Source organism: Candidatus Paceibacterota bacterium (assembly GCA_035452965.1).
Lineage (GTDB): Bacteria > Verrucomicrobiota > Verrucomicrobiia > Limisphaerales > UBA8199 > UBA8199.
This window is the reverse complement of record DAOTCE010000009.1, coordinates 50,497-71,036: the sequence shown is the minus strand read 5'-3', so window position 1 is coordinate 71,036 and position 20,540 is coordinate 50,497. Positions and strand designations below refer to the sequence as shown.

Below are 20,540 nucleotides of genomic sequence, written 5' to 3'. Positions count from 1 at the left end.
CGGCATTCGGCCTGTCGCGCTGGCGGCCTACATCGGGCCGGTCCTTTCCAGCTTCGCCTTTCGGCGCTTCCAGTCCGGCAGGATACGCGACAGCAACCTGTAAAACTCCGGGCGGTGATGATGGCAACGAAGGTGGCACAGTTCGTGGATGATCACGTAATCAATGCAGTCCACCGAGGCGGCCACGAGAGCGGGATTCAACAACACTCGGCCATGCGCGCCGCAACTTCCCCAGCGACGCGGCATCCGACGAAGTGAGAATGGGCCACTCTTGATTCCGAAGCTCTCAACGTGTTTGGCACATCGCTGGAATCGCTCCGCGAGCTTCTGGCTGGCCCGAGCTGCCAACCACGCGGCAAGCAGGCGTGTCGGTTTGTCGGTGCGGGCTGCGGGGCTGGTAACGACCTCCAAACAGCCGCGTGATAGCCGGACGGCATCTTTCTCCCCTTGCCGAATCCGCAGGCGATACTGGCGACCGAGATAGCGGATGGATTCACCGCTTCGGTGGTTTCGGCCTTCGGGCAATCCAAGCATTCGGGCAAAGTCCCGCTGCTGTTTCAGAACCCACCGCCCTCTGCGACCAACCCGTCGCCGGATTTCATCCGCATCCGCATCCAGCGGCGCAACGACCTCCACTAGACCCGCCGGATGAACGCTGATGGTCAGGCTCTTGACCTTGCGGCGTTCCAGCCTGAAAGGAATCTTGCGGCTTCCGTATTGTGCTTCGCAAATCATTGGCGTCGGTTCGTGTCGTGATAATGCGCTTCTGCGACGGGCAGCAATTCCTTGCCGATTTCATCGAGAGCCGAGAGCGGCAGTGCAAAGCCCTTCCGCCGGGCCACGTCTAGTAGGCAATCCTCCGCCGCATTGAGCATGTGATTTCGGACATCCGGATTGGCGGTCCAGTTCACTATCCGCGTGTGTTCCGCAACCACTTCGTCAATGGCCAAGCCCAATTCGACGCTATGTGCTTCAGCATCGGCCGGGAGCATGGATTCCAGCTTGGCCAAGGCTCGCCGGATGATCCCGTAGAAGGCTCTGGCAGCGGGCCGGTGCTTTAGCGCCTCCGGTAATTCGCTCGTGCCTTGGTCGCGAACCTTCTGCATTACCTCGGTCACACTCGCCAGGTATTGCGCATCCGAAATGCGCTTATTGCGAAAGTCCTCGATCAGGCGTTGCAGAATCCTGGAAAAACGTTCGTAGAATGCAGGGTCTTCCTCCCACTTCTCACGAATCGTTCTTGCCGTGCGACTTGCGATGGTGTCGGCGCGCGACGCCGAACCTTCCAGCTTCTCCACTTCGGCGTCGAATCGTTCCTTGTCGAATATGTTGACCAGCGGCGTAATCCTCGTGACCTCGGTTGCGCCAACATGCCGGTCAATCAGGGTCTGGATGCGTTTCTCGTATTCGCTGTAATCGACTTCCTCGCTGTAACGCTGCTTCATCCGTGACCGCAGATTGAGGAAGTATTTCAGGTCGCGGCGATACTGGTTCACCTTCGCGTTTGGAGTGTCTGCGAGAAAACCGGCGGACGACATGGCAACTTGGAACGTGCGCGCGAACCTGCTCAAGCGGGCATAGAACTCGTCCCGTTGCTCCTGATCCTTGAGGCAGGCGGCGAACTGCTCGTCATCCCGCTTGTTTTTCACGGTGCGGAACAACTCCCACAAATCCGAGTAGGTGTCGGGCAGCTTGCCGACTTCATCCGCCAACGGGGTCAATGTGGCGGCAAGGTCAACGGGGTCGAATTGGGCGAGGGCCTCGTAGTGCGTCAGCGCCTCGTTCAAATCACCCAGGATGCCGTAGTAATCAATGATGTAGCCGAAGTCCTTCCCCTCGTTCTTGCGATTCACGCGGGCAATCGCCTGCAAGAGCGTGTGGTCGGTCAGCTTTTTGTCTATATAGAGGACGGTATTGACGGGAGCGTCGAAGCCCGTCAGGAGCTTGCTGACCACGATGATGACTTGCGGATCGCCGTCGCCCTTAAAACGACTGGTGAGGCTTTCGTTGTAGCGTTCCTCCGTGCCAAACCGCGACATCATCTCGCGCCAGAATGCCTGCACGCGCGGCAATTCACTCTCGGCACACTCCTCGTAATCGTCGCGGTCATCGGGCGCGGAAATCAGAACCTCGACCGACACTCGCACGCTGGGGTCGGTGCGTCCGATTTCCTCGATGATCTCCTTGTAACGCAGCGCCACGTCCTTGCGCGGGGCAACAAGTTGCCCTTTCGCTCCCGTGCCGGCAAAGGTGCTGGTGAAATGCTCGCACAGATCGTAGGCGACCATGAGTAACCGCTTGTCCGCCCGGTTCAGATGGTCCGCCGTGGCGAACTTGCGTTTGAAGTCGGCTTTCTGCTGCTCCGTCTTGCCTCGCATCATGCGCTCGAACCAAAGGTCAAGCTGCGTCTGGTCCACGTCCTGCTCGACGTGACGCCCCTCGTAGAGCAGTGGCACAACCGCTTCGTCGCGAACAGCGTGGTCGAGCGTGTAGGTGTGGATGAAATCGCCAAACACCCGCAGGTTGTTCCGCTTTTCGTCCTGAACGACGGGCGTGCCCGTGAAGCCAATGAAGCACGCGTGTGGAAGCGCCTTCCTCATCAATGCGTGAAACGAGCCAAAGTTCGTCCGGTGTCCCTCATCCACCAGCACGAACAGATTCTCGTCCTCGTCCAGGTGAGAAGCGCCTTTCACTGCGCGTTCGAACTTGTTGATGATCGTCGTGATAACGGCCGCCTTCTTCGCTTCAATAAGTTCACGCAACTCCTTGCCATCACGGGCGCGCAACGGTTCGTAGCCGCAATACCGGAACGTGTCGCAAATCTGGCGGTCCAACTCCACACGGTCGGTGACCAGAATCAGCCTTGGATTGCGAATGGCGGGCGAAAGCGCCAATGCCTTGGCCAGCATGACCATCGTCAGCGATTTGCCACTACCCTGGGTGTGCCAGACCAGTCCACCGCGGCGGCTTCCGTCCGGCTCGTGCTCTTGCACACGTGCCAGCGCAGCTTTCACCGCCGCGTATTGTTGATGCCTCGCGATCTTCTTCTGCCCGCCGTCGTAAACAACAAAGATGCGCGCCAGCTCCAGCAGCCGCTCTGGGCGACACAGGCCGAAAACCGTGCGGTCTTGCGCGGTCACGCCCCGCTCGTGCAACTCGTTTGGGCCATCGCGCCGCCAGAACAACTTGACCAATTCATCCACGGGCAGCGCCGTGTTGAGCACCGTCTGAACATCGCCGTCGGCGACGGACTCCTGCCATGCCGACCAGAACTCCGCTGGCGTTCGGGCGGTGGCGTAACGGGCGCTCTCGCCATTCAACGCGAGGACAAGTTGGGCGAACCAGTAGAGCCGGGGAATCCCGTCGTTCTTTTGATTCCGCAGATGTTGGGAGATGCCTTGATCCAGCCATTTCTTTCCGCGTGGCTTGCACTCAATCACCGCGAACGGGATGCCGTTCACAAACAAAACGACATCCACACGGTAGGTTTCGCGCGAACCGGTCCGCTCCACCGCAAACTCCTCGGTGACGTGAAACACATTCTCGCCCCAGCGTTCCCAATCCACGTAGCGGAGCGTGAAACTGCGCGTGTCACCCTCGACCGTTTGCGGGAAGCTCTTCCCCAAGGAAAGCAGGTCGTAAACCTTCTCGCTCGTCTGAATCAGCCCTTCGTCCGGCAGATCCCGCAAAGTGGCGATGGCTGACTCGACCGCCTCGGCGGAAAAAGGTTGCTCCCGCCCACGCCAGCGGACGCGGTTCATCCTGGCAAGCTGTTCGCGCAGGATGGGGGTCAGCAGCACCTCGGATTTGCGCCCGCCGCGCAATTGAAGCGCCTCGGTTGGCGGCAGGTAGCGGAAGCCCAGCTTCATCAGCAATTCCACCGCTGGAATCTGTGACGCCAGTTTCTCGCGCGTGTCGGGAGTGGTGGGTTCGTTGGGCATTCAATTCTCCCTTTCGGCTTCCACCGCCCCACCCTTCCACTGCTCGTAGATGCGATTGCGGAGCGCAAAAGCGTCCTTGCCGCCTTCCATCACAGAGATGATGTCTCGTTGAATTGTCGGGTGGTCGGTCGAACCGGTGCTCAATGTCAGCCCCGCTTCCTCAAAGGAACACGAAGCGACCATTTCCGATTCGCCAAGAACCGGGATATTCGCGTTGTGCGTCGCAAACACGAACTGGTGCTTGGTCTTCAACTCCAGTAACCGCCGAATGACATCCTGATAGATGATCTGGTTGTCCAGATCGTCCTCGGGTTGGTCAATCAACAGAAGGTCGTAGTCGCCGCGTTCGAGGAGGAAGAGGACAAGTGCTGACGTGCGTTGCCCAAGGCTGTGACGAGCCAATTGCTTTCCGTGGAGACTGAGTTCCAACCGGTCGGGCACTCGAAGCGTAAGGAACTCGGCGAGCTTCTGTCGGATATACCCCTCCAGCTTCTGCTGAGTGGACGCGACCTTTACCACGTCTTTCCACCGATCCCCGCCTTTCTGGAGTTCTTGGTAGATGTCAATCCCGTCAACAAACTCCTTTGCCAACCGCTCAATGGTCGCACCTTGAACGCCTGTGCCTTTGAAGAACTCCTTCAGGAAGTTCTCAAAGATCACCTTGTTGCCGCGATACTGAAGTTCAAGGGCAATGGGCAGTTTGCGTTCGTTCAGAGCGCGAATGGATTCGTCAAGGCGCTTAAACTCCTCGTGCCATGCCTCTCGCAGCTCGGTCAGGGCCGTTTCCAGTTCCTTCGCTGTCTGCCTTCGCTTGGCTTCGTCACGCGACAAGTCTTCCAGCGACTGTTTGGTTTCACGCAGTTGTTTTTCCAACTCGACGTAAGTGTCGGGATTGACTTCGGGCAACTGAATCTGCCGACGCACTGCCGCAAACTCCTCGTCCAGACCTTCGCGCTTCTTCTCAACTTTTGATTTGATTTCCTCGACCGTCTGCTTGGCGGCGCGCAGGCTAGAGACGCTGGAAACGAGGTCCGCTAGGAAATCGTTGGCAGGCTTCAAAGCCGTCTTCGCCGCCTGAATCTCCTCGGGGTTCTCTTTGGAACTCATCCCCATCAGAGTTTTGAGGCTTTCGGCGTGTTCTGATTGAAGGTCTTCTGCCGCGTTGGCCAGTTCTTCAAGCCAGTCGGCTGTCTCCTGCAACGCGGCGATGTCCGTGTTGAAGGCGACCTGCTTCGCCAGCTTGTCGGCAACCTTGTGCTCTTGGAACACTTTGAGGCTTTCCTCGACCTTCGCCTTCTTTTCGAGCAGTTCATCTTTCTTACCGACACTCGTTTCTTGCCGACCGAGTTTCAGAACCACATCGCGCACAGCCTGCACCTTTGGCTCTGTTTTCTCCCGGACCTCCCGGAGTTCGTCCGAGTAGAATTTCTCAATCAAATCGGTGTTACGGTCCTCCTTGCCCAATTCGCTCAAGTCCTTTTGGCCGAAATAGAGAACCTTCAGCAGCCCTCCATTGGGGCGGAGGTTCTGAGTTAATTGCCCATTCTGGAAAACCTTGGGCACTTCCCCACAAATCCGTTTTACCTCGTATTCTTTGCCGCCCGGTCCGCGCAATCGCATGGTGATTTTCCCACCGCTGCCAACGTGTTCTTTAACCAGCGCCGTCTTGTAGGTTTCGTCCGGCGGATTTGTAGTCCAGCGTCCGCGCAACTCAACTCCGAGTCCGTATCGCAGGAGTTCCAAGACCGTGGACTTGCCGCTACCACGAATGCCGATGAGGTTGTTAAGCCCGCTGTTTAGCGCCCACTGAAAGCGGACTCCATCCGTTCCGCTTCCTTCGACCTCAATGGAAAGCACGTGCGGATGCGTGACTTCCTGTGGCGCAGCGGAAACCCGGTGGCGATGGTTTAGCAACGCAAGTTTAACCGCTTCAAACGTGTGTGCCCCAATCTGCAGAAAGCACCGCTGCTCCTGACCGCCGGTCTTGTGCGCCTGCCCCACCTTTGCCAAGTCCTTTGGGTCAGAACCTTCAACGGAAGGCGGCAGCGGTTCGCCAAGCCACTGCTTCCAGTCCTTTTCCTTGTCGCGTGTGCGAACCTTTTGAAATCCGAGCACGTTCTCTCGGAAGAGCGCCTGCTTTCCGAATTCGCCTACACGGCCACCGTCGAGTTCGTTGAAGAAACCACAACGGTCTTCGACATGAGCAAGGATGACGAAGCTGTCGCGGGCATGCTTTTCGCGCGCCTTGTGTAGCTCCTCAAGCAATGTCGTCAGACTCCAGCCGCAGCGGGCGTTTTCGTTACCGCGATCTGTTACGTCTGTTCCGTGAAAGGCGCTCTCAAGGAAAGGATTGATCCAATCTTTCTCTTTCGCCCAGGCGTTGCGTTCAAAGACAATCAAGGCGTGGATGCCGTTCGCACCGTCGTTCACCGAGAGTTCAACCCCCGGCAGAAGGAAGATGCCGCGCTTCTTCGCGGCCTTGCGGAGGGACTTGAATTCCTCGAAATCGAACTTGTTGTGGTTGGTGATGACTCCAACTCCAACACCCTCGTGCTCCAACCGATCAACGAACTCGCCAGTAAACGCGCTCGGTTCGCCTTTGTAGTCGAACTCCTTGTCCTGGCACGTGTGCAGATGAAAGTCTGCGCGAACCCAGCGGTTGCCGTGCGGGAAAAAGTTCTCCGGAGGATTTGTGTTCATGAGTGCTTTTAGGACGATATGAATCTTCTCGCTCAGTTCCGGCTATGGTCCTCGGTCGGAGCAAGGTCTTCGGGTTTGGGCTGGCCGTGAACGGCTGATTGCCCGAGCCACTTGCCGGTAAGCAGGAATAACTCGTAGAACACAAGCCACTCCGCTGTCCACGGGATGATGGTTTGGTGCAGATGCCAATGCTTCTGCCACGGCTGTTCGCGCCAGTCGAAAAGGCAGAGCGTGTCGTTGTGATACATGTGTGCGCCCTTGGTGTATTCAATCCTCGGCTCGATGACGCGGACCTCTGGCGAGTTCCAAGGAGCGTAGTGGATTTCGACGCGATAGCTTGGGCTCTGCTCCGTCGGCTGGATGCGTCCCCGGCATGTCAGTTTCAGCCCACTGATGCGGGAGTTCAAAAACGGGAACTTCTCCCGAAGCAGCGCTTGTTCGCTGACGACCTTGCGATACTTGTCAGCCTTGTTTGTCGGAATCATCACCATAGAACTTGTGAGTCAGATTCGGCATGCCCGCCCCAACAAAAGTCGAGACAATCACCCCTGAACCGTTCGTCGAAGCCAGGCCGGCATTCACGAGCGCAGCCTTGCTGAACAGTGCATGTGCCTTGGCCGAATCCTTGTCGTAGGCTTCAAAGAAGCCATCGCTTTGGAACACCCAATCCCACGCCTCGCGCGCCTGCGGCTTCGTGCAGTTGGGATGATGCAGCACCAACAGCTTGTCGAGCGCCTCGCCTACGCGGGTGCGGAGTTCGATCATGTTTTCATCGTTCGCGGATTTCGTGAGTTTGTCGCGCGGGGTCTTGGTTTGCGCCCGGTTCTCGACTTCGAGGCTGGACGCAAGCCGGGTCTTGAGCTTTGAAAGCAGCCAGTAGAACGCCTCGTCGTCACGCTCGTAGTAGCTGGGAGCGCATTCCTCGACCAGCATTGTCAGCTTGAGCCCGTTCGGCATGTCCCAATCCTCGCCGCGACTGCGGGCGAACCGTTTCATCAGGCGAATCATCACTCGCAATTGCGAGCCTGCTCCATCCCGCTGCTTGTTCAGCGCCTCGACGCGTTCCTCAAACCAACGGTTGATCTCGGTAGGATCGGACGGAGTGAAGCCGTTTGCCCCGGCCAATTCCTGCCGCTCGTTGTCGGTGTCTGCATCCAGCTTGCGGTAACACGGCACGTCCACGTGATGGCCCTCAGCGTAGAACACGCGGACGCAGTTGTTGTGAATTTCCGGCTGCTTGTTGAAGTTCGTGTCTTTGAGCGCATCGCGCACCATCTCTTGGGTTTCTCGGGCGGTGTAGGCCGAGCCGTCCTTCTTCTTCAAGTCGTCCTTGTGAAACCACACGCCATCGTCAATGTCGTAGGCGTTGTCTTTTTCCTGCACAGTCGTGTTGATGGCCATCGAACCTTGTGGAATGAAATGGTCGTCATTGAGGCGGATGTCCTCGGGGCGATTTCGCTTGAGGCGATTGCGGTTCGCTTCACGGTGGCCACGCAATTTGTCCTTTACCGCCTGCGGCAGATTCACACAGTCGGTTTCGTAAGCTTGAATCTGTTCGTTGTAATCAAACATGGGGCACTCCTTGGGTGGCGGGCTTGTTTGCGAGTTGGTTGGCGTAGGCCATCCAGTCCACTGCCGGGACTGTGGCCAGGGATTGCAGTTTCGAGAGCAGTCGGAATGCAAAATGGGCAAGCGCGTTTTCCGGTGGGCCGAACGTGTATTTGCCCTGTGCTTCGAAAACATCAAAACTCGCGCCCGTTGCGGCAAACCCGCAGTCAATCGTGCCCTCCTTCGGCAGCTTCGCGTGAATCTCCCGAAACGATTCGCCCAGACCGTCCTTCCAATCCACTTCGATGGCGAGAATGCCCGCCACAATCTCGAAGTGTGGCTTCGGGGAAAGTCTGCCGTTGGCCGTGTAGATTTCGACCGATGTCCGCTTCAGCCGGCGCACTGACGCGGCTTTGTCCGCCGCGTATTCCAGGTAGCCCTTGTCAATCTTCGGCTTGCACTCAAACACGGCATAGACGGCCTCTGCGGGGACATAGCGATGCTTGTCGTTGTCCAGCAGGGCGGGCGTGTATTGCCGATCAAACACCACCACATCAATGGACTGACTGACCTTGCCGTCGCTATCAAGCACGATGGCCTTCTCAACGGTGTAGCGGTTCGGGAGATACTTGCGCAGAAAATCAATGAAGTGCTGCTCGTTGACTTCGCCTCGGTCGCCCGCGTGGGTGATGCGGCGCGAGGACCTCAACCGAGCCGCGAGGCATTCCTGTTCTGTCGCGAACGCATCACGAAGAAAGTCGGAGTTCTTGGGAGTCACGTTGTCGTCGCTCATACCTATTTGGTCTTAACACGGATTTCGCCGGTCAGGAGTTTTTGCATCAGGCCGCGCTTTTGTTGCTTGAGGGCTTCCAACTCGGCTTCGAGCAGGCGGATTTCGCGGTCGCAGGCGTCGAGCACCTGCACGATGTGTTTTTGCTCCTCGATGGTGGGAGGCAACTCGATGTAGTGGCGCAGGAAGTCCTTGGAATCGAAGATGAGCTTTTCGCGGTGGACGCCGTCGCTGGCGAGGAATGCCAGATGCCACATGCGCTGCTCGTGGCACAGCCAGTCAAAGAACGGCATGTGCAGCACGTCAGGGGCTTTGTTAACGAGGATGGAGTATTCCTTGGAGACATGGCAGCCGGAGAACTCCTTCGTGACCATGCCCCACGCGCCGTGAACAACCTGCCGCTTGGAAACTAGAAAGTCGCCGGTGCGAATCTCGTGCAGGTCGGTGGTCTTGTAGTCTGCGCCGCGCAAATCCTCACGGCGGAACAGTCCACCACAACGGCGGCGGATGCTGATGAGGCGATAAACGTCGTTCGGCGACCAGTTGACCGGGCGGAAGATGTGCTTCAGGACTTCGCTTAATTGGACGCACTGCCACTTCGCCCGCCTAGCGAAAGAGAACCTCTGCTCGCCAAATAGCAGGTCGCGGCGAAGTGCTCCCATTCGGTCCGTCTTTACGATGATGAGTTGTTGTAGCTTCTCAATGCCTCGATCCCACGCGTGGAGAATTGCGGCAATGGTTTGTTGTTCCGAAAACGGCGGTATTGGAACAATGAATGAGCCCAATTCTTCGCGGTTGACCTTCGGCATCCCGGTTCGTGCAGACGTTGCTATGGCTTGGCGAACAAACATTGGTGAACGCATCACTTGCACCAAGAAGGCAGCAGCAACCTCGGCATTGACATATATGGGATAGGCGTCAGCACTTGACACCCCATCGAAGTCAACGAGGCAGACCTTGTTCAAGTTTGGGCGGATTTTGCTGTAAACGATTGCCCCCGCTCTGAAAGGATATTTGCCTGAGGTCAGCCCAAGCGCCCTGCAAGTCTTCAGCCCACTAATAGCGCCTGTCCCCGACTCGATGTTTTCTGGTCCGAGATACAACCGGTCCGCGTAGCAGTCTTCCAGCGGCGATACCTGGCCGTTCTCGATGCGCGTTATCGAATCGAATCGAACACGTTTCCAGTTGCTAGGCAACTTCGTCACAGTCCAAGCTCCTTGAGGTAGCGGCCAATCTCCTTTCGCACGCCTACGAGTTCGTTTTCGAGGCGGGTGATTTCCTTCTGCACCTTCTTCAAGTCCACCGGGGCTTCCGGCTCGAAGGTGTCCACGTAGCGCGGGATGTTCAGATTGAAGTCGTTCTCCTTCACTTCCTCGAACGTCACGCGCTTGGCGTATTTGGGCACGTCCTCGAATTTACGGAATGTCTCGACAATCTTCTCGATGTCCTGCGGGCGGAGCTTGTTCTGCTTGGCATCGGCTGCGAAGTCGCGGCTGGCGTCAATGAACAGGATGTCCGTGCCGTGGCGGGCTTCCTTCTTGCCCTTGTTGAACAGGAGAATCGCGGCGGGAATGCCCGTTCCATAGAAGAGATTCACCGGCAGGCCGATGACGGCTTCGAGCAGGTTTTCCTCAATGAGCGTCTGCCGAATCTTCCCTTCGGACGCGCCGCGAAACAGCACGCCATGCGGCACGATGACACCGACGCGGCCTGAGCCAGCGGCAGCGGCTTCGATCATGTGCGTGATGAACGCATAGTCGCCCCGGCTCTTGGGCGGGATGCCGCGATGGAAGCGGCCGTAAGGATCGGCGGCGGCTTTTTCCGCGCCCCACTTGTCGAGCGAGAACGGCGGATTGGCGACCACGATGTCGAACTTCATCAGGCGGCTGTCTTCGACAAGCTTGGGTGAGTTGAGCGCGTCGCACCATTCGATGCGCGCGGCGTCAAGGCCGTGGAGGAACATGTTCATCCGCGCCAGCGCATAGGTCTGGTTGTTGTTCTCCATGCCGAACACGGCGACGTTGGCGGGCTGTGTCTTGTCCTTGCGCGGCACTTCGTGGGCGACTTTCACCAGCAGCGAGCCCGAGCCGCACGTTGGGTCGCATATCTTGTTGCCCGGTTTTGGCGCAAGCAGCTTGGCGAGTAACGTGGCGACCTCGGCGGGCGTGTAGAACTCGCCGCCCTTCTTGCCAGCGTCGGAAGCGAACTGGCCGATGAGATATTCGTAGCAATCGCCGATGATGTCGGCGTTGCCAAGCGTGCGCGGGCGGAGATCCAATGGTGCGAAGTCTTCCAGCAGGTGCTTGAGGCGGCGGTTGCGGTCGCGCGTTTCGCCGAGGTTCACCTCTGAGTTGAAATCAATCTTGCGGAACACGCCGTCGAGCTTGGCCTTGTTCTCGTCTTCGATGGAATCGAGCGCGTGGTTGATGAGTTCGCCGATGTTGTCGGCATCGCGCTGGGCGTGGAGCGAATCGAACGTGGCGTCCTCCGGCATGATAAACCGCTCACGAGCAAGGCGGCGCTGCACCATGACTTCGTCCTTGGGAAACTGGGCGCGTAGTTCCTCGACGCGTTGCCGGCGCACGTCACTCAGGTATTTGAGGAAGAGCATGGTCAGGACGTAGTCCTTGTAAACTGACGAATCCATGACGCCCCGGAAGGTGTCGCACGCCTTCCAGGCAACGCGGTTGATTTCGGCTTTGCGGTCAATGATGGGATCAGGCATGGGCGGCTTGTTGGTTGGCCCAGGCGCGCAAGAGGTCGCGACGGGCGGTGGAAAGTTCGTTCATGAGATTGTGTTCCTGTTCGATCAGTGAATTGAGTTCGGCAACGCGGCGTTGCACGTCCAGCGGCGGCAGTTGCACTGGCAACGCGCGCAGCACGTCGAGGGAAATCATGGGAATGGTCGTTCCAGAATTGTTTGCGCGCATGAATTGCTGCGACGCGTCCTGGTTGAGCCACCACGCGAGGAATGGCGGGAACACAAGGGTTGTGTCGGGACGGAGGACGTGAAAACTGCCCGGCACGATGGCCTGCCCGCTGGTTTCGCCGATGGGAACGGCGTAGTTGCGCGGGCCGCGCGCCATGAGAATCACGTCGCCGGGCTGAAGCAGGTGCTCGGTGAGATTCCGAATCCCGCTGGCGCTAATCTGCGTCAGCCCATCTTGGGCAGGCGCGATGCGGAGGCGGTCGGCGTCCACATCGCGCCCCTGAATCAACGCGACAGTCCCGTCCGGGTCGGGCTCAATGCTCGACCGGAATGGATAGCCGGCCCGTAGCGCGGCGACTTGTCCAAGCGTTGTGTTCACAGATTACTTTTCTTTGCGCACGCCTTTGAACGGTTTCGGATTGCACTTCATGTCCATAAAGCGCCCCGTGTCACCGTCGCGCTTCACCCAGCGTTCGGAGTGGGGATTCCAAGTTTGCGAACGGTTCGTCACTGGACCATTCCGGTGGCCGTCGCCTTTAGGTGGATTCGTTGCCATAGTATCGTTTGGTTAGAGTGATGGCCAGCGGCTCGCGATTTCTTCGCAGGCTGCGTTGATGTCCTTGCGACGTTGAGTGTGGTTCACCGGCGCGACAAAGAGCTTCTCCTGAAATACGTCGAAGACGTAGCAGTGCTTCCGGTCCACGGATTTCGGTCCGGTGAAACGATGACTCGCGTAGGAATGAACGAGCGTGGCGACGTAATTTCCGGCGTCGTCCGTGAGTGGATGACTCTTGCTCAGGTAGAGCTTGAGCAGACCGTAGCGAACCACCCCGCCTTTCCCTGTGACGACGAGTTCCAGTTCGGGCCGAATGCTGACTTCGACGCCCGCGATGAGCAGGTGCTTGGCGGATTCGGGTGCTTTGCGGAACGTGATGCCGGTGAGCGGCAGGCTGGGCGCGGTGTTAAGCAGGTGGTCGAGCGCTTGGCTGTTGACCTGACGACGCATCTCCTCGGCCTCGGTCGCGACCGTTCGGGATTGAATGGCGGTGATGGCTGCCCTCACCGCCGCCGGGTCATGTGCAGCATCCACGAAGAATCCGACCAAGGGGTCGAAGCAGTCATTGTAAATGGCCGTCTTGAACGGCTTGGGATACTTCTGGTCCACGAGGATGGTTTTGCGTCGGGCAGCGGACCGGCTGCCGACATATTCACCAAGTTTGGTGACGCTGATGCGCGGCAAGGGCCGCGGGCCAGTTGGCTTTTTAAGGGCGATCATAATGTCGCGGTGCGAGGCGCGACTCGACCCCGAATAGTTGTTGTTTCCCGCCCGCCCCTCTGCCACCTTCTTGGTCGCAACACCTGATCGTGGCCGCAAGGCTCGCGGTTGGCTGGAAAGGCATCCCGGTCGCCGGTGATGCCTTTCGTTTGAACCGACGAAATATACAGTATCAAAGTTCGGGCGGTTGTCAAATTGCAATTCGTTATGCCGGATTGTTGATACTGTAGGTGCGTATTTGCGGTAGGGTGGAGCGCTGGGTTACCTGCTTGGAGCTGCGGGTTGAGCCTGTTTCCGGGTTTGATATTACGACCTCCTCTGATTACTCGGTGATAGTCAATCCTTGGCTGGGGTATTCTGACACTTGATCATTTGTCGGGGTTTGCCGCCCCGGCCAGACGTCCACCAGCCAGCGCTCCAACCACCGCACCAACCGGCCTCCGACGGCAAAACCGACCACACCGCCACCCAAAGCGCCGAGGATCGCGTTTTCCGTCTTGGCTTGTTTCCGCTTCTCGCGCGACAGCGGCGCTCGCGTTTTTCCATTCCAGCGCCGGGCAGTCCGTGTGGTTTTGTTGCTTTTGTCGAGATTGCAGTCAATGCATGCGGGCTTGAGATTAGGACACCGGTCCGTGCCGCCGTTGGAACGAGCATTGGAGTGGTCCACATGCCATGAGCCCCGTCTGCCCGGCCGGTTGTAGTTCTTCCTGGAGAGTTTCGTGTGACAGAGGTGGCAATAGCCGCTCGTGCAACCGTAAATCCAGTCAAGTTGTGCGCCTGTATACGCCATAAACAAGGATGGTCAGTGCTCGCGGTCCTTGACGCCGCTTTCGTGTCCCGGCGCGATCGTGTCTTTGCTTACAATCGTGCCATGGATGCCCATCGTCGTCCGTTCACCACCGCCCGAGTTTCTCAACATTTCTGCGGCGGCTTGATTTGCCTCGGCTTGGGTATCGTGAACGCTGGACGCACGGTCCGACGTGTTCAGTTTGTTGACCCACTTTCCGTCGTCGCGACGGTATACGCTTCTATCATTTGGATTTGCCATATTGGTTTGTCTTGTGGTTTTGGATTTCAGTGTTTGCGGTGGAAATCACGGTTTGCTCCTCACTGCGGACTCGCTATTCTTCGACGAATCAATACGGCCGCTGAGACAATGGATAATCAGGTCACCGCCGCTTCTGCGTGCAATTTTGCGAGCTTGAGCAATCGCCGCTGCTTGGGTTGGCAGCACGACGGTATCGCGCTGGTTACCTTCACCGAGAACTGCCCACCCGCGCGCCCGCTGAACAACATGTTGGTCAATCTTCATTTTTGGTCCAACGATACATGAGAGGGGAGGACATCTACGGGCCATGTCTAAAAAAAGTGTTCGGACGGATCGCGACCTGAATCGCGTCACGCTGCACCGTATCCATAGGATATTTGAGCGAATTCGCTCGGGTGACCTCCCAAACCTTCCGACGCTCGCAAAAGAACTCGAAGTCTCGAAGAAGACAATCTACCGGGACATCGAATTCATGAAGGATTTCATGAAGCTACCGATCGAGTTCGATGTTCACCGGAGGGGCTACCTTTTTTCTTCTGAGGTCAGCAGCTTTCCGCTGCTCAAGCTGACGGAAGGGGAATTGTTCGCAATCTTCGTTGGTGAAAAGGCATTGGAACAATACGTCGGCACTCCATTCGAAAAGCCGCTCAGAAACACGTTCCAGAAGTTCACCGCTGGTCTGAGTGGGGAGCTTTCCTTTCAATGGTCCGAGCTTCAGAATGCGATTTCATTCAAGAGCATTGAAGTGAACTCTGTTGACGCTCGCGTGTTCCAACAATTGGTGATCGCCATCAGGCAGCGTCATGAGATCACTTTTGAATACCAAGGTTTGAAAGATACGAAGTTCAAGCCTCGTCGAGTGCAACCCTACGAATTGGTGTCCGCGGAAGGGCAGTGGTATTTGTTCGCCCTGGATGTGGAGACCCAGGCGGTCAAGAAGTTCGTCCCAGGGAGGATGAAGGCCCTTCACACGACGAAGATCACGTTCGTGAAACCCAAGGGTTTTTCGGCGGCAAGTGAATTGAAGAACAGCTTTGGCATCTTCTCAGGAAGCAAGCCAACAACGGTGGAAATACTGTTTGACCGTTTTGCATCGAGGCTCATCCGAGAACGACTTTGGCATTCGTCCCAACGCATAACGGAGATGAAGGGCGGCAGGCTCAAGTTGTCACTGGAGCTTGGCGGTTTTGAAGAAGTTGAACGGTGGATTCTGAGTTGGGGAGATCACGCCCATGTCCTTTCCCCACCGGAGCTGACTGACAGGATCAAAGCAACTATGACCAGAGGGCTGAAGAATTACTAGGGCTGGCGCTCAGAAGAATGCCAGTGCCATTCTGGTCGGCATTGCCTCAAGGCTCAAATGAGTCTCCTCCATCGCGAGAACCAATTTGCAACTGTGCCGTCCGATTCCAGCGGTGGGAGAGTCACCCGGCGATAGCCGCGCTCACAATGGACGAGGACGCACTCGTGGTCACGCAGGTTGCGGAGCTTGTGGGGCTTGATCTTGTGTTCCTCGGTTTCGGAGTAGTTGCTGCTTGCCCGTCCGGCACTGTAGCCCCAAGAGCGTTTGACGACGCGTTTCTTGCCGAGAAAGTCGGCGGCCTGAACGGCGTCGGCCTCGTCGGCGGCGCGGAAGATGAGGCGGTTGCGGAGGTTCAGCGTGAGCACCTTCGCCTTGTCGTTGCCAAGCGGTGGCACGAGTGAGGTCGTGCTCTGGGCGGCGGCGACCACCGTCGCGCCAGCTTCGCGGATCACATCAACGCAATTGTAGTCGCTCGTGCCATCCTCGCTCGCCGTCATGAATCGCTGTGCTTCGTCGGCCCACAGGATGAGCAGGTTGTTCTTGGCGCGGGCGTCCTTGGCTTGGTCGAATCGGCGCAGGGCATGGTTGTAGTAGAGCAGTTTCAGGAACGTGTTCACGTAACGGCGCTCGGTCTGAAACTTCTGCGGCATCGTGGTGAGGATGATTCGGCCCTGGTCAATCGTGTTGAAGTGGAACGTGCTCTCACCCGTGCAAAACACTTCGGCCACTTCGGGGGTGAGGAAGTATTGGAGATAGTTGGCGATGGTTTCGCGGACACCGCCAAGCTGCTCGTCGGGTTGCGTCAGAAAGCGGTTGGCGAAGTGGGCGTAAACGGCTTCGCGGCGCGGCGTTTCCAGCAGCGATTCGAGGTTCTCCATTTCTTCCTCCAGCATCTCGCGGTCGGACAGAAGCTCGAACGCGCCACGCAGGGTCACCGGTCGGTTCAACTCGAACAGCATTTCCAGCGCATGGGCGATGTGCGTCTGCGCCTGACTTTTGAAGAATCCCTTGTCGCCGCCCTGGCCGAGGCTGGTGGCGGTGTCCACAACGAACTTGGCGTAGGTCGTGAATGGGATGCTTCGGTCGCCGGTCAGGTTGTAGCGGTGCGGCGGCGTCCACTGGCCATCCGCGTCGTTGGCGCGGATTTGCAGATGAATCAGGTCGTGCTCGCGCCCGTAGTGCCGGGCCATAGCAGCGAGCGTCTCCCAATAGACCCCCTTTTCGTCGATGCACAGGCCGCCCCACGTTGGCTCGTTCTGGAAGACCTGGTGCGCGAGTTGGTTGATTCCAGAGCTGGTTTTGCCTGAGCCGGTGTCGCCGGTGATGAGCCAGCCACGGCAAAACTGATTTCGCCGCCACGTCAACCCGCCCAGGCGCGCAACAAATCCCCGCTTCGCCGGTGCGAACAAGAGCCACGCGGCTACCAGTGCCAATCCAATCGCGCCAGCCAGCAGGAGGTATTGGGGATGCCGGAACATCACTTCGAGGTCTGGCGGGAATGCGATCGGACTGATTGGCATGAAGTCCAGTTTCACGGCCACGCCCTCCCGATCAGGTATCCAGCCAGCAGGCTGGCGAGCGCGGCGAAGAATGCCGCCGTCCGGGTGATTCGGGCCGCGAGATGCGTCGAGGGCAGCTTCTTCAAGGCGTCCAGCAGGGCCGCTGACTGTGCCTGAAATGTCCGCGTCGTTTCCGCGAGCTTTGCGATGTCGGCCCGCACCAGTTCAAACGACGGCAATTCGCGCCGTCGCAGGTCATCCCAATGTCGCTGGTGGATGCGGAATAGGTCGACCAGCAGCAGCACCGCATCGTCCTCGCGCAGTCGGTATCGTTCGCGCCAGTCGGCAACCGCCCGCTCGAAGTCGTCGTCAAAGTCGGGTTCGATGTTTGGCATAGGCTACTTGGTCGGCAAAAGGAGTTCCGTGACCGATTCGATTTCGCCGTAGAGCTTGCGCTGCCAGGTCTGAAGGCGCTGCCGATCAAGGAGGCTGAACGCAGCGTGCTTGACCGCGGCGGTGATGGTCACGTTCTCAGCATTGAGCATCTCCACGAGCCAATCCTGCAAACGGGCCATCGCGATTTCGCGCCCGCCAAGCTTGTCCTTGAGCTGCGCCCGCACCTCCGAGGATTCAAACAGCGCGAAGCTGTCGCTGTGTGCGGCGTTGCGCACCACGACGTAACCGGACTGCTTGCCGAACTGGTCGGCGAGCCGCTGCACCTGGTCCACGCTGTCGGCCTCGTGATTCACCGGCATGACGAGCGTGAGTTGCCCACCCATCGCCGCGAGAACGGCTGGCAGGTCTATCTCGGCAAAGTATTCAATGAACAGGTCGGTCGAGGCCGCCCGGCAATCCATGACGACGAGTTGAGATTTCTCCAGCGCGGCAAAGATGCCGTCGAGTTCGCGGCGGTTGTCCAGGTCGAGAAATCGTGCGTCTGGATGAAACCGCTTCAACGTCGAGTTCTCGTTGTCGGAGTCAATCGCGACGTGCGGCATGCCTTTGTCCTTGAGGAACTGGACGAAGTTCACGGCAAAGAAGCTTTTGCCGACGCCGCCTTTGCCGTTGAGGATCAAATCGAGTCGTTTCATGTGGTCTGGAGTTTGAGCATCCGCACCTGGGCAATGCGCGGCCCGCGCGGGCGCGGCTGTTGAGAGTCCTCGCTGCTGACATTGGCCGGTGGTTCTGCGACCGGGAGCGCGTCCGGTGGATGCTGTTGGGCCGCTTCAGGGCTGGACACGGCGGGGACAACGGACCGCTTGCGCCCGGGACGCCGTCGCGGACGAACGATTTCGCCAAGCACCTCATGACAGAACACGGCGACAGCCGTCTTGCTGGTCGGCAGGCAATGCTGCGTGAGCAGTTCGGCAATCGCGCGATACGACGCGCGCTTCTGCCGGAGTTCTGCGATGACATCCTTGGCCGGGATCAGGTCCTGGAACTTCTCTGGACGGCGCGGCGTAAACTCAGCGACCGCCTGCCGGACACTGGCTGGATCAAATGAGGTCATACGCGGGAGCGTGGTGGATGTGGACGGGGAATGCGCTCGGCGGCGAGACGGACACGCGGATGCGTTGACGCGGACATGCCATTGCCAAGTGCGAGCCATGGAAAGTCCTCGTCGTCGGCGCAGTTGAGGACGTTGACCGACCGAGGTCATGGAGTGACGGCAGTTGAGTTCTGGCCGCTGCCGCTGCCTGTTCGCGGATAGCGGAAGCCGCTGCTTGTCCTTGTCCAAGGACAGTTCCTTGCCGTGTCTGCGGGCGTGGACAGAACGCAATCGCGGGCTGTTCGCGGACATGGACAGCGCGCGGATGCGCCCTGTGCTTGGCCAAATTAGGTTCACGGACAGGCTGTTGCCGTGGCCGCGAGCCGATGATGTTGCGCGGTTGTTCCGCGCTCAGACCGCGACTCATTCGCGGACGCAGAATCCTTGTGGCAACAAGGGGTAAGGCTTGTCCTGTCTTAATCATGATGAGAAACGCACTGCCTCTGATGCTGGCTGAGCTCGGTCCGCCACTGCTCTAATTGCGCGGTCACGGCTTGAATGCGGTTGATTTGTTCGATGCTCACCACCTTCGCCCGCGCTCCCACGTGAGCGCCGAGTCGGGTCTCCGGCAGCTCAACGATTAGATTCGCCGCGTTGCGGTTGATGTGTTCGCCGAATCGTTTCAGCACTTGGATGGCGGTTCGGATTTGAGCGGTCGTCGGTGCGTGCATAGTCAGATGTGGATTCCGCGTGAAGACTTGCGGGTGAGTTCGGGACGCTGGGTGTGCCGGCGCTTGGGCAACCATTCCGCGCGTTGGATTTCCTCCGGACCGAGGGGATGTGCCCAAGGCTCACTGAAACCAAGGCGAGCGGCAGCTTCCTTGGCGGCGAGCTTGGTGGGCGCTTCAACAACAGTCCGCAACGGATCGCCCATCAAGCGGGCGTATTCCCGGTCGGTGTGGTAGATGCCCCAGCGTTGGTCGCCGGACGCTACAGTCGTTCTCGTGCTCACACCAACAGTTCAGCACATGGCGCGAGATGGCAGATGTAGCAGCCACACAAAGTGCGCATGCAGTCCGCGTGACTTCCAACACGCGGTTGGCAAACGGACCAAGAAGTCCTGCGTCCTTTTTCAGATTCGTTCGTCTTTAATGCTGAAAGGGACTGCGAAGACATGTAGTCCGGAACACAATCAAGAACGATGAAGACACAAGAATTCGAAAACGACACAGTGAAACAGACCGTTCGTGAACGCTACGGACGGATTGCTCAGGACGGCGGAAGCTGCGGCTGTGCGCCGACGTGTTGCAGCCCCTCCGGAACGACGGCCATGGTTGACCATGATGCCGCAGTTGTATCGCAAGGGGTGGGTTACTCTGCTGAAGACACTGGCGCAGTGCCTGAAGGCTCAAACCTCGGATTGGGCTGTGGCAACCCTCAAGCAATCGCCGCATTGAAGCCCGGCGAGACCCTGCTCGATTTGGGCAGTGGCGCGGGCTTCGATGCGTTCCTTGCTGCGCGGGCGGTTGGCCCGACGGGTCGCGTTATCGGTGTGGACATGACACCGGAAATGGTGAGCAAGGCGCGAAAAAACAAAGTCAGTGGCGGATACGAAAACGTCGAGTTCAGGCTCGGCGAGATTGAGAGCCTGCCAGTGGCGGACGCGACGGTGGATGTCATTATCTCTAACTGCGTCATCAATCTCTCGCCGGACAAGCCGCGCGTGTTTTGTGAGGCGTTCCGCGTGCTGAAACCAGGCGGACGGATCGCGGTTTCCGACATCGTCGCCATCGCGCAGATTCCTGAAGAACTGCGCAAGGATTGGGAGCTTTACACGGGCTGTGTGGCAGGCGCTTCGCTCGTGGATGACCTCAAAGCCATGTTGAATCAGGCTGGATTCATCAACATTCGGATCGTGCGCAAAGGTGAAAGCCGTGAGATTATCGGCGGGTGGTTTCCGGGTCGGAAGGCGGAGGATTATGTAGCGTCTGCCAGCATCGAAGCCGTGAAACCTTGA

At 58.3% G+C, this 20,540-nt stretch carries 22 protein-coding genes; 2 read left to right on the top strand and 20 right to left on the bottom strand.

Annotated elements, in window-relative coordinates; all coding sequences use genetic code 11:
- Positions 1 to 27 precede the first annotated feature (27 nt).
- The 14 genes from P5205_09755 to P5205_09690 all read right to left on the bottom strand — a co-directional run bounded on the left by P5205_09755 (position 28) and on the right by P5205_09690 (position 14,496).
- Positions 28 to 735: a SprT family zinc-dependent metalloprotease gene (locus P5205_09755; GenBank protein HSA10642.1), complete on the bottom strand. Its 708-nt coding sequence runs from the start codon at positions 733 to 735 to the stop codon at positions 28 to 30.
- A complete protein-coding gene (locus tag P5205_09750; protein ID HSA10641.1) occupies positions 732 to 3,941 on the bottom strand; it encodes a type I restriction endonuclease subunit R in 3,210 nt (1,069 codons plus the stop codon). The genes P5205_09755 and P5205_09750 overlap by 4 nt, the downstream gene beginning before the upstream one ends.
- Positions 3,942 to 6,641, bottom strand: a complete 2,700-nt coding sequence (locus P5205_09745; GenBank protein ID HSA10640.1) for a histidinol-phosphatase — start codon at positions 6,639 to 6,641, stop codon at positions 3,942 to 3,944.
- 32 nt (positions 6,642 to 6,673) lie between these two features.
- Positions 6,674 to 7,126, bottom strand: coding sequence for a hypothetical protein (locus P5205_09740; protein HSA10639.1), 453 nt, complete (start codon positions 7,124 to 7,126; stop codon positions 6,674 to 6,676).
- Positions 7,104 to 8,213, bottom strand: coding sequence for a hypothetical protein (locus P5205_09735; protein HSA10638.1), 1,110 nt, complete (start codon positions 8,211 to 8,213; stop codon positions 7,104 to 7,106). The genes P5205_09740 and P5205_09735 overlap by 23 nt, the downstream gene beginning before the upstream one ends.
- Positions 8,206 to 8,982: a hypothetical protein gene (locus P5205_09730; GenBank protein HSA10637.1), complete on the bottom strand. Its 777-nt coding sequence runs from the start codon at positions 8,980 to 8,982 to the stop codon at positions 8,206 to 8,208. The genes P5205_09735 and P5205_09730 overlap by 8 nt, the downstream gene beginning before the upstream one ends.
- 2 nt (positions 8,983 to 8,984) lie before the next feature.
- Complete coding sequence (locus P5205_09725) at positions 8,985 to 9,641, bottom strand: restriction endonuclease subunit S (protein HSA10636.1); 657 nt, start codon at positions 9,639 to 9,641, stop codon at positions 8,985 to 8,987.
- 539 nt (positions 9,642 to 10,180) lie between these two features.
- Positions 10,181 to 11,704: a type I restriction-modification system subunit M gene (locus P5205_09720; protein HSA10635.1), complete on the bottom strand. Its 1,524-nt coding sequence runs from the start codon at positions 11,702 to 11,704 to the stop codon at positions 10,181 to 10,183.
- Positions 11,697 to 12,287, bottom strand: coding sequence for a restriction endonuclease subunit S (locus P5205_09715; GenBank protein ID HSA10634.1), 591 nt, complete (start codon positions 12,285 to 12,287; stop codon positions 11,697 to 11,699). Before P5205_09715 ends, P5205_09720 begins: the two co-directional genes overlap by 8 nt.
- A 3-nt stretch (positions 12,288 to 12,290) precedes the next feature.
- Positions 12,291 to 12,464, bottom strand: coding sequence for a hypothetical protein (locus P5205_09710; GenBank protein ID HSA10633.1), 174 nt, complete (start codon positions 12,462 to 12,464; stop codon positions 12,291 to 12,293).
- Positions 12,465 to 12,476: 12 nt separating this feature from the next.
- Positions 12,477 to 13,184: a hypothetical protein gene (locus P5205_09705; protein HSA10632.1), complete on the bottom strand. Its 708-nt coding sequence runs from the start codon at positions 13,182 to 13,184 to the stop codon at positions 12,477 to 12,479.
- Between the two features lie 322 nt (positions 13,185 to 13,506).
- Positions 13,507 to 13,974: an HNH endonuclease signature motif containing protein gene (locus P5205_09700; protein HSA10631.1), complete on the bottom strand. Its 468-nt coding sequence runs from the start codon at positions 13,972 to 13,974 to the stop codon at positions 13,507 to 13,509.
- Positions 13,975 to 13,986: 12 nt separating this feature from the next.
- Positions 13,987 to 14,232 (bottom strand): DUF2188 domain-containing protein, encoded by a 246-nt coding sequence (locus tag P5205_09695; protein ID HSA10630.1) that lies wholly within the window; start codon positions 14,230 to 14,232, stop codon positions 13,987 to 13,989.
- A 45-nt stretch (positions 14,233 to 14,277) separates the two neighbouring features.
- Positions 14,278 to 14,496 carry a DUF2188 domain-containing protein gene (locus P5205_09690; protein HSA10629.1) on the bottom strand — a complete coding sequence of 73 codons (219 nt, stop codon included), beginning with the start codon at positions 14,494 to 14,496 and terminating at the stop codon, positions 14,278 to 14,280.
- A gap of 43 nt (positions 14,497 to 14,539) precedes the next feature.
- On the opposite strand from P5205_09690, the gene P5205_09685 reads away from it, so the two are divergent.
- Positions 14,540 to 15,535 (top strand): WYL domain-containing transcriptional regulator, encoded by a 996-nt coding sequence (locus P5205_09685; GenBank protein HSA10628.1) that lies wholly within the window; start codon positions 14,540 to 14,542, stop codon positions 15,533 to 15,535.
- A gap of 53 nt (positions 15,536 to 15,588) precedes the next feature.
- Here P5205_09685 and P5205_09680 read toward each other — a convergent pair whose 3' ends face one another.
- The 6 genes from P5205_09680 to P5205_09655 all read right to left on the bottom strand — a co-directional run bounded on the left by P5205_09680 (position 15,589) and on the right by P5205_09655 (position 19,535).
- Positions 15,589 to 17,055, bottom strand: a complete 1,467-nt coding sequence (locus P5205_09680) for a type IV secretion system DNA-binding domain-containing protein (GenBank protein HSA10627.1) — start codon at positions 17,053 to 17,055, stop codon at positions 15,589 to 15,591.
- Positions 17,056 to 17,066: 11 nt separating this feature from the next.
- The gene (locus tag P5205_09675) at positions 17,067 to 17,429 is read right to left on the bottom strand and encodes a hypothetical protein (GenBank protein ID HSA10626.1); all 363 of its coding nucleotides are present in this window, start codon (positions 17,427 to 17,429) and stop codon (positions 17,067 to 17,069) included.
- Between the two features lie 3 nt (positions 17,430 to 17,432).
- Positions 17,433 to 18,125, bottom strand: coding sequence for a hypothetical protein (locus P5205_09670; GenBank protein HSA10625.1), 693 nt, complete (start codon positions 18,123 to 18,125; stop codon positions 17,433 to 17,435).
- Entirely contained in the window at positions 18,122 to 18,544 is a 423-nt protein-coding gene (locus tag P5205_09665) for a hypothetical protein (GenBank protein HSA10624.1), read from the bottom strand. Before P5205_09665 ends, P5205_09670 begins: the two co-directional genes overlap by 4 nt.
- Before the next feature lie 455 nt (positions 18,545 to 18,999).
- Positions 19,000 to 19,254, bottom strand: coding sequence for a hypothetical protein (locus tag P5205_09660; GenBank protein ID HSA10623.1), 255 nt, complete (start codon positions 19,252 to 19,254; stop codon positions 19,000 to 19,002).
- Between the two features lie 2 nt (positions 19,255 to 19,256).
- Complete coding sequence (locus P5205_09655; protein ID HSA10622.1) at positions 19,257 to 19,535, bottom strand: hypothetical protein; 279 nt, start codon at positions 19,533 to 19,535, stop codon at positions 19,257 to 19,259.
- Between the two features lie 189 nt (positions 19,536 to 19,724).
- Here P5205_09655 and P5205_09650 point away from each other — a divergent pair, with 189 nt between their 5' ends.
- The gene (locus P5205_09650) at positions 19,725 to 20,540 is read left to right on the top strand and encodes an arsenite methyltransferase (GenBank protein ID HSA10621.1); all 816 of its coding nucleotides are present in this window, start codon (positions 19,725 to 19,727) and stop codon (positions 20,538 to 20,540) included.

Bases quoted from the DNA above. Each gene is read 5' to 3' on its own strand.
- P5205_09755 (HSA10642.1), bottom strand. From the start codon at position 735: ATGATTTGCGAAGCACAATACGGAAGCCGCAAGATTCCTTTCAGGCTG.
- P5205_09750 (HSA10641.1), bottom strand. From the start codon at position 3,941: ATGCCCAACGAACCCACCACTCCCGACACGCGCGAGAAACTGGCGTCA.
- P5205_09745 (HSA10640.1), bottom strand. From the start codon at position 6,641: ATGAACACAAATCCTCCGGAGAACTTTTTCCCGCACGGCAACCGCTGG.
- P5205_09740 (HSA10639.1), bottom strand. From the start codon at position 7,126: ATGATTCCGACAAACAAGGCTGACAAGTATCGCAAGGTCGTCAGCGAA.
- P5205_09735 (HSA10638.1), bottom strand. From the start codon at position 8,213: ATGTTTGATTACAACGAACAGATTCAAGCTTACGAAACCGACTGTGTG.
- P5205_09730 (HSA10637.1), bottom strand. From the start codon at position 8,982: ATGAGCGACGACAACGTGACTCCCAAGAACTCCGACTTTCTTCGTGAT.
- P5205_09725 (HSA10636.1), bottom strand. From the start codon at position 9,641: ATGGGAGCACTTCGCCGCGACCTGCTATTTGGCGAGCAGAGGTTCTCT.
- P5205_09720 (HSA10635.1), bottom strand. From the start codon at position 11,704: ATGCCTGATCCCATCATTGACCGCAAAGCCGAAATCAACCGCGTTGCC.
- P5205_09710 (HSA10633.1), bottom strand. From the start codon at position 12,464: ATGGCAACGAATCCACCTAAAGGCGACGGCCACCGGAATGGTCCAGTG.
- P5205_09705 (HSA10632.1), bottom strand. From the start codon at position 13,184: ATGATCGCCCTTAAAAAGCCAACTGGCCCGCGGCCCTTGCCGCGCATC.
- P5205_09700 (HSA10631.1), bottom strand. From the start codon at position 13,974: ATGGCGTATACAGGCGCACAACTTGACTGGATTTACGGTTGCACGAGC.
- P5205_09695 (HSA10630.1), bottom strand. From the start codon at position 14,232: ATGGCAAATCCAAATGATAGAAGCGTATACCGTCGCGACGACGGAAAG.
- P5205_09690 (HSA10629.1), bottom strand. From the start codon at position 14,496: ATGAAGATTGACCAACATGTTGTTCAGCGGGCGCGCGGGTGGGCAGTT.
- P5205_09685 (HSA10628.1), top strand. From the start codon at position 14,540: ATGTCTAAAAAAAGTGTTCGGACGGATCGCGACCTGAATCGCGTCACG.
- P5205_09680 (HSA10627.1), bottom strand. From the start codon at position 17,055: ATGCCAATCAGTCCGATCGCATTCCCGCCAGACCTCGAAGTGATGTTC.
- P5205_09675 (HSA10626.1), bottom strand. From the start codon at position 17,429: ATGCCAAACATCGAACCCGACTTTGACGACGACTTCGAGCGGGCGGTT.
- P5205_09670 (HSA10625.1), bottom strand. From the start codon at position 18,125: ATGAAACGACTCGATTTGATCCTCAACGGCAAAGGCGGCGTCGGCAAA.
- P5205_09665 (HSA10624.1), bottom strand. From the start codon at position 18,544: ATGACCTCATTTGATCCAGCCAGTGTCCGGCAGGCGGTCGCTGAGTTT.
- P5205_09660 (HSA10623.1), bottom strand. From the start codon at position 19,254: ATGCACGCACCGACGACCGCTCAAATCCGAACCGCCATCCAAGTGCTG.
- P5205_09650 (HSA10621.1), top strand. From the start codon at position 19,725: ATGAAGACACAAGAATTCGAAAACGACACAGTGAAACAGACCGTTCGT.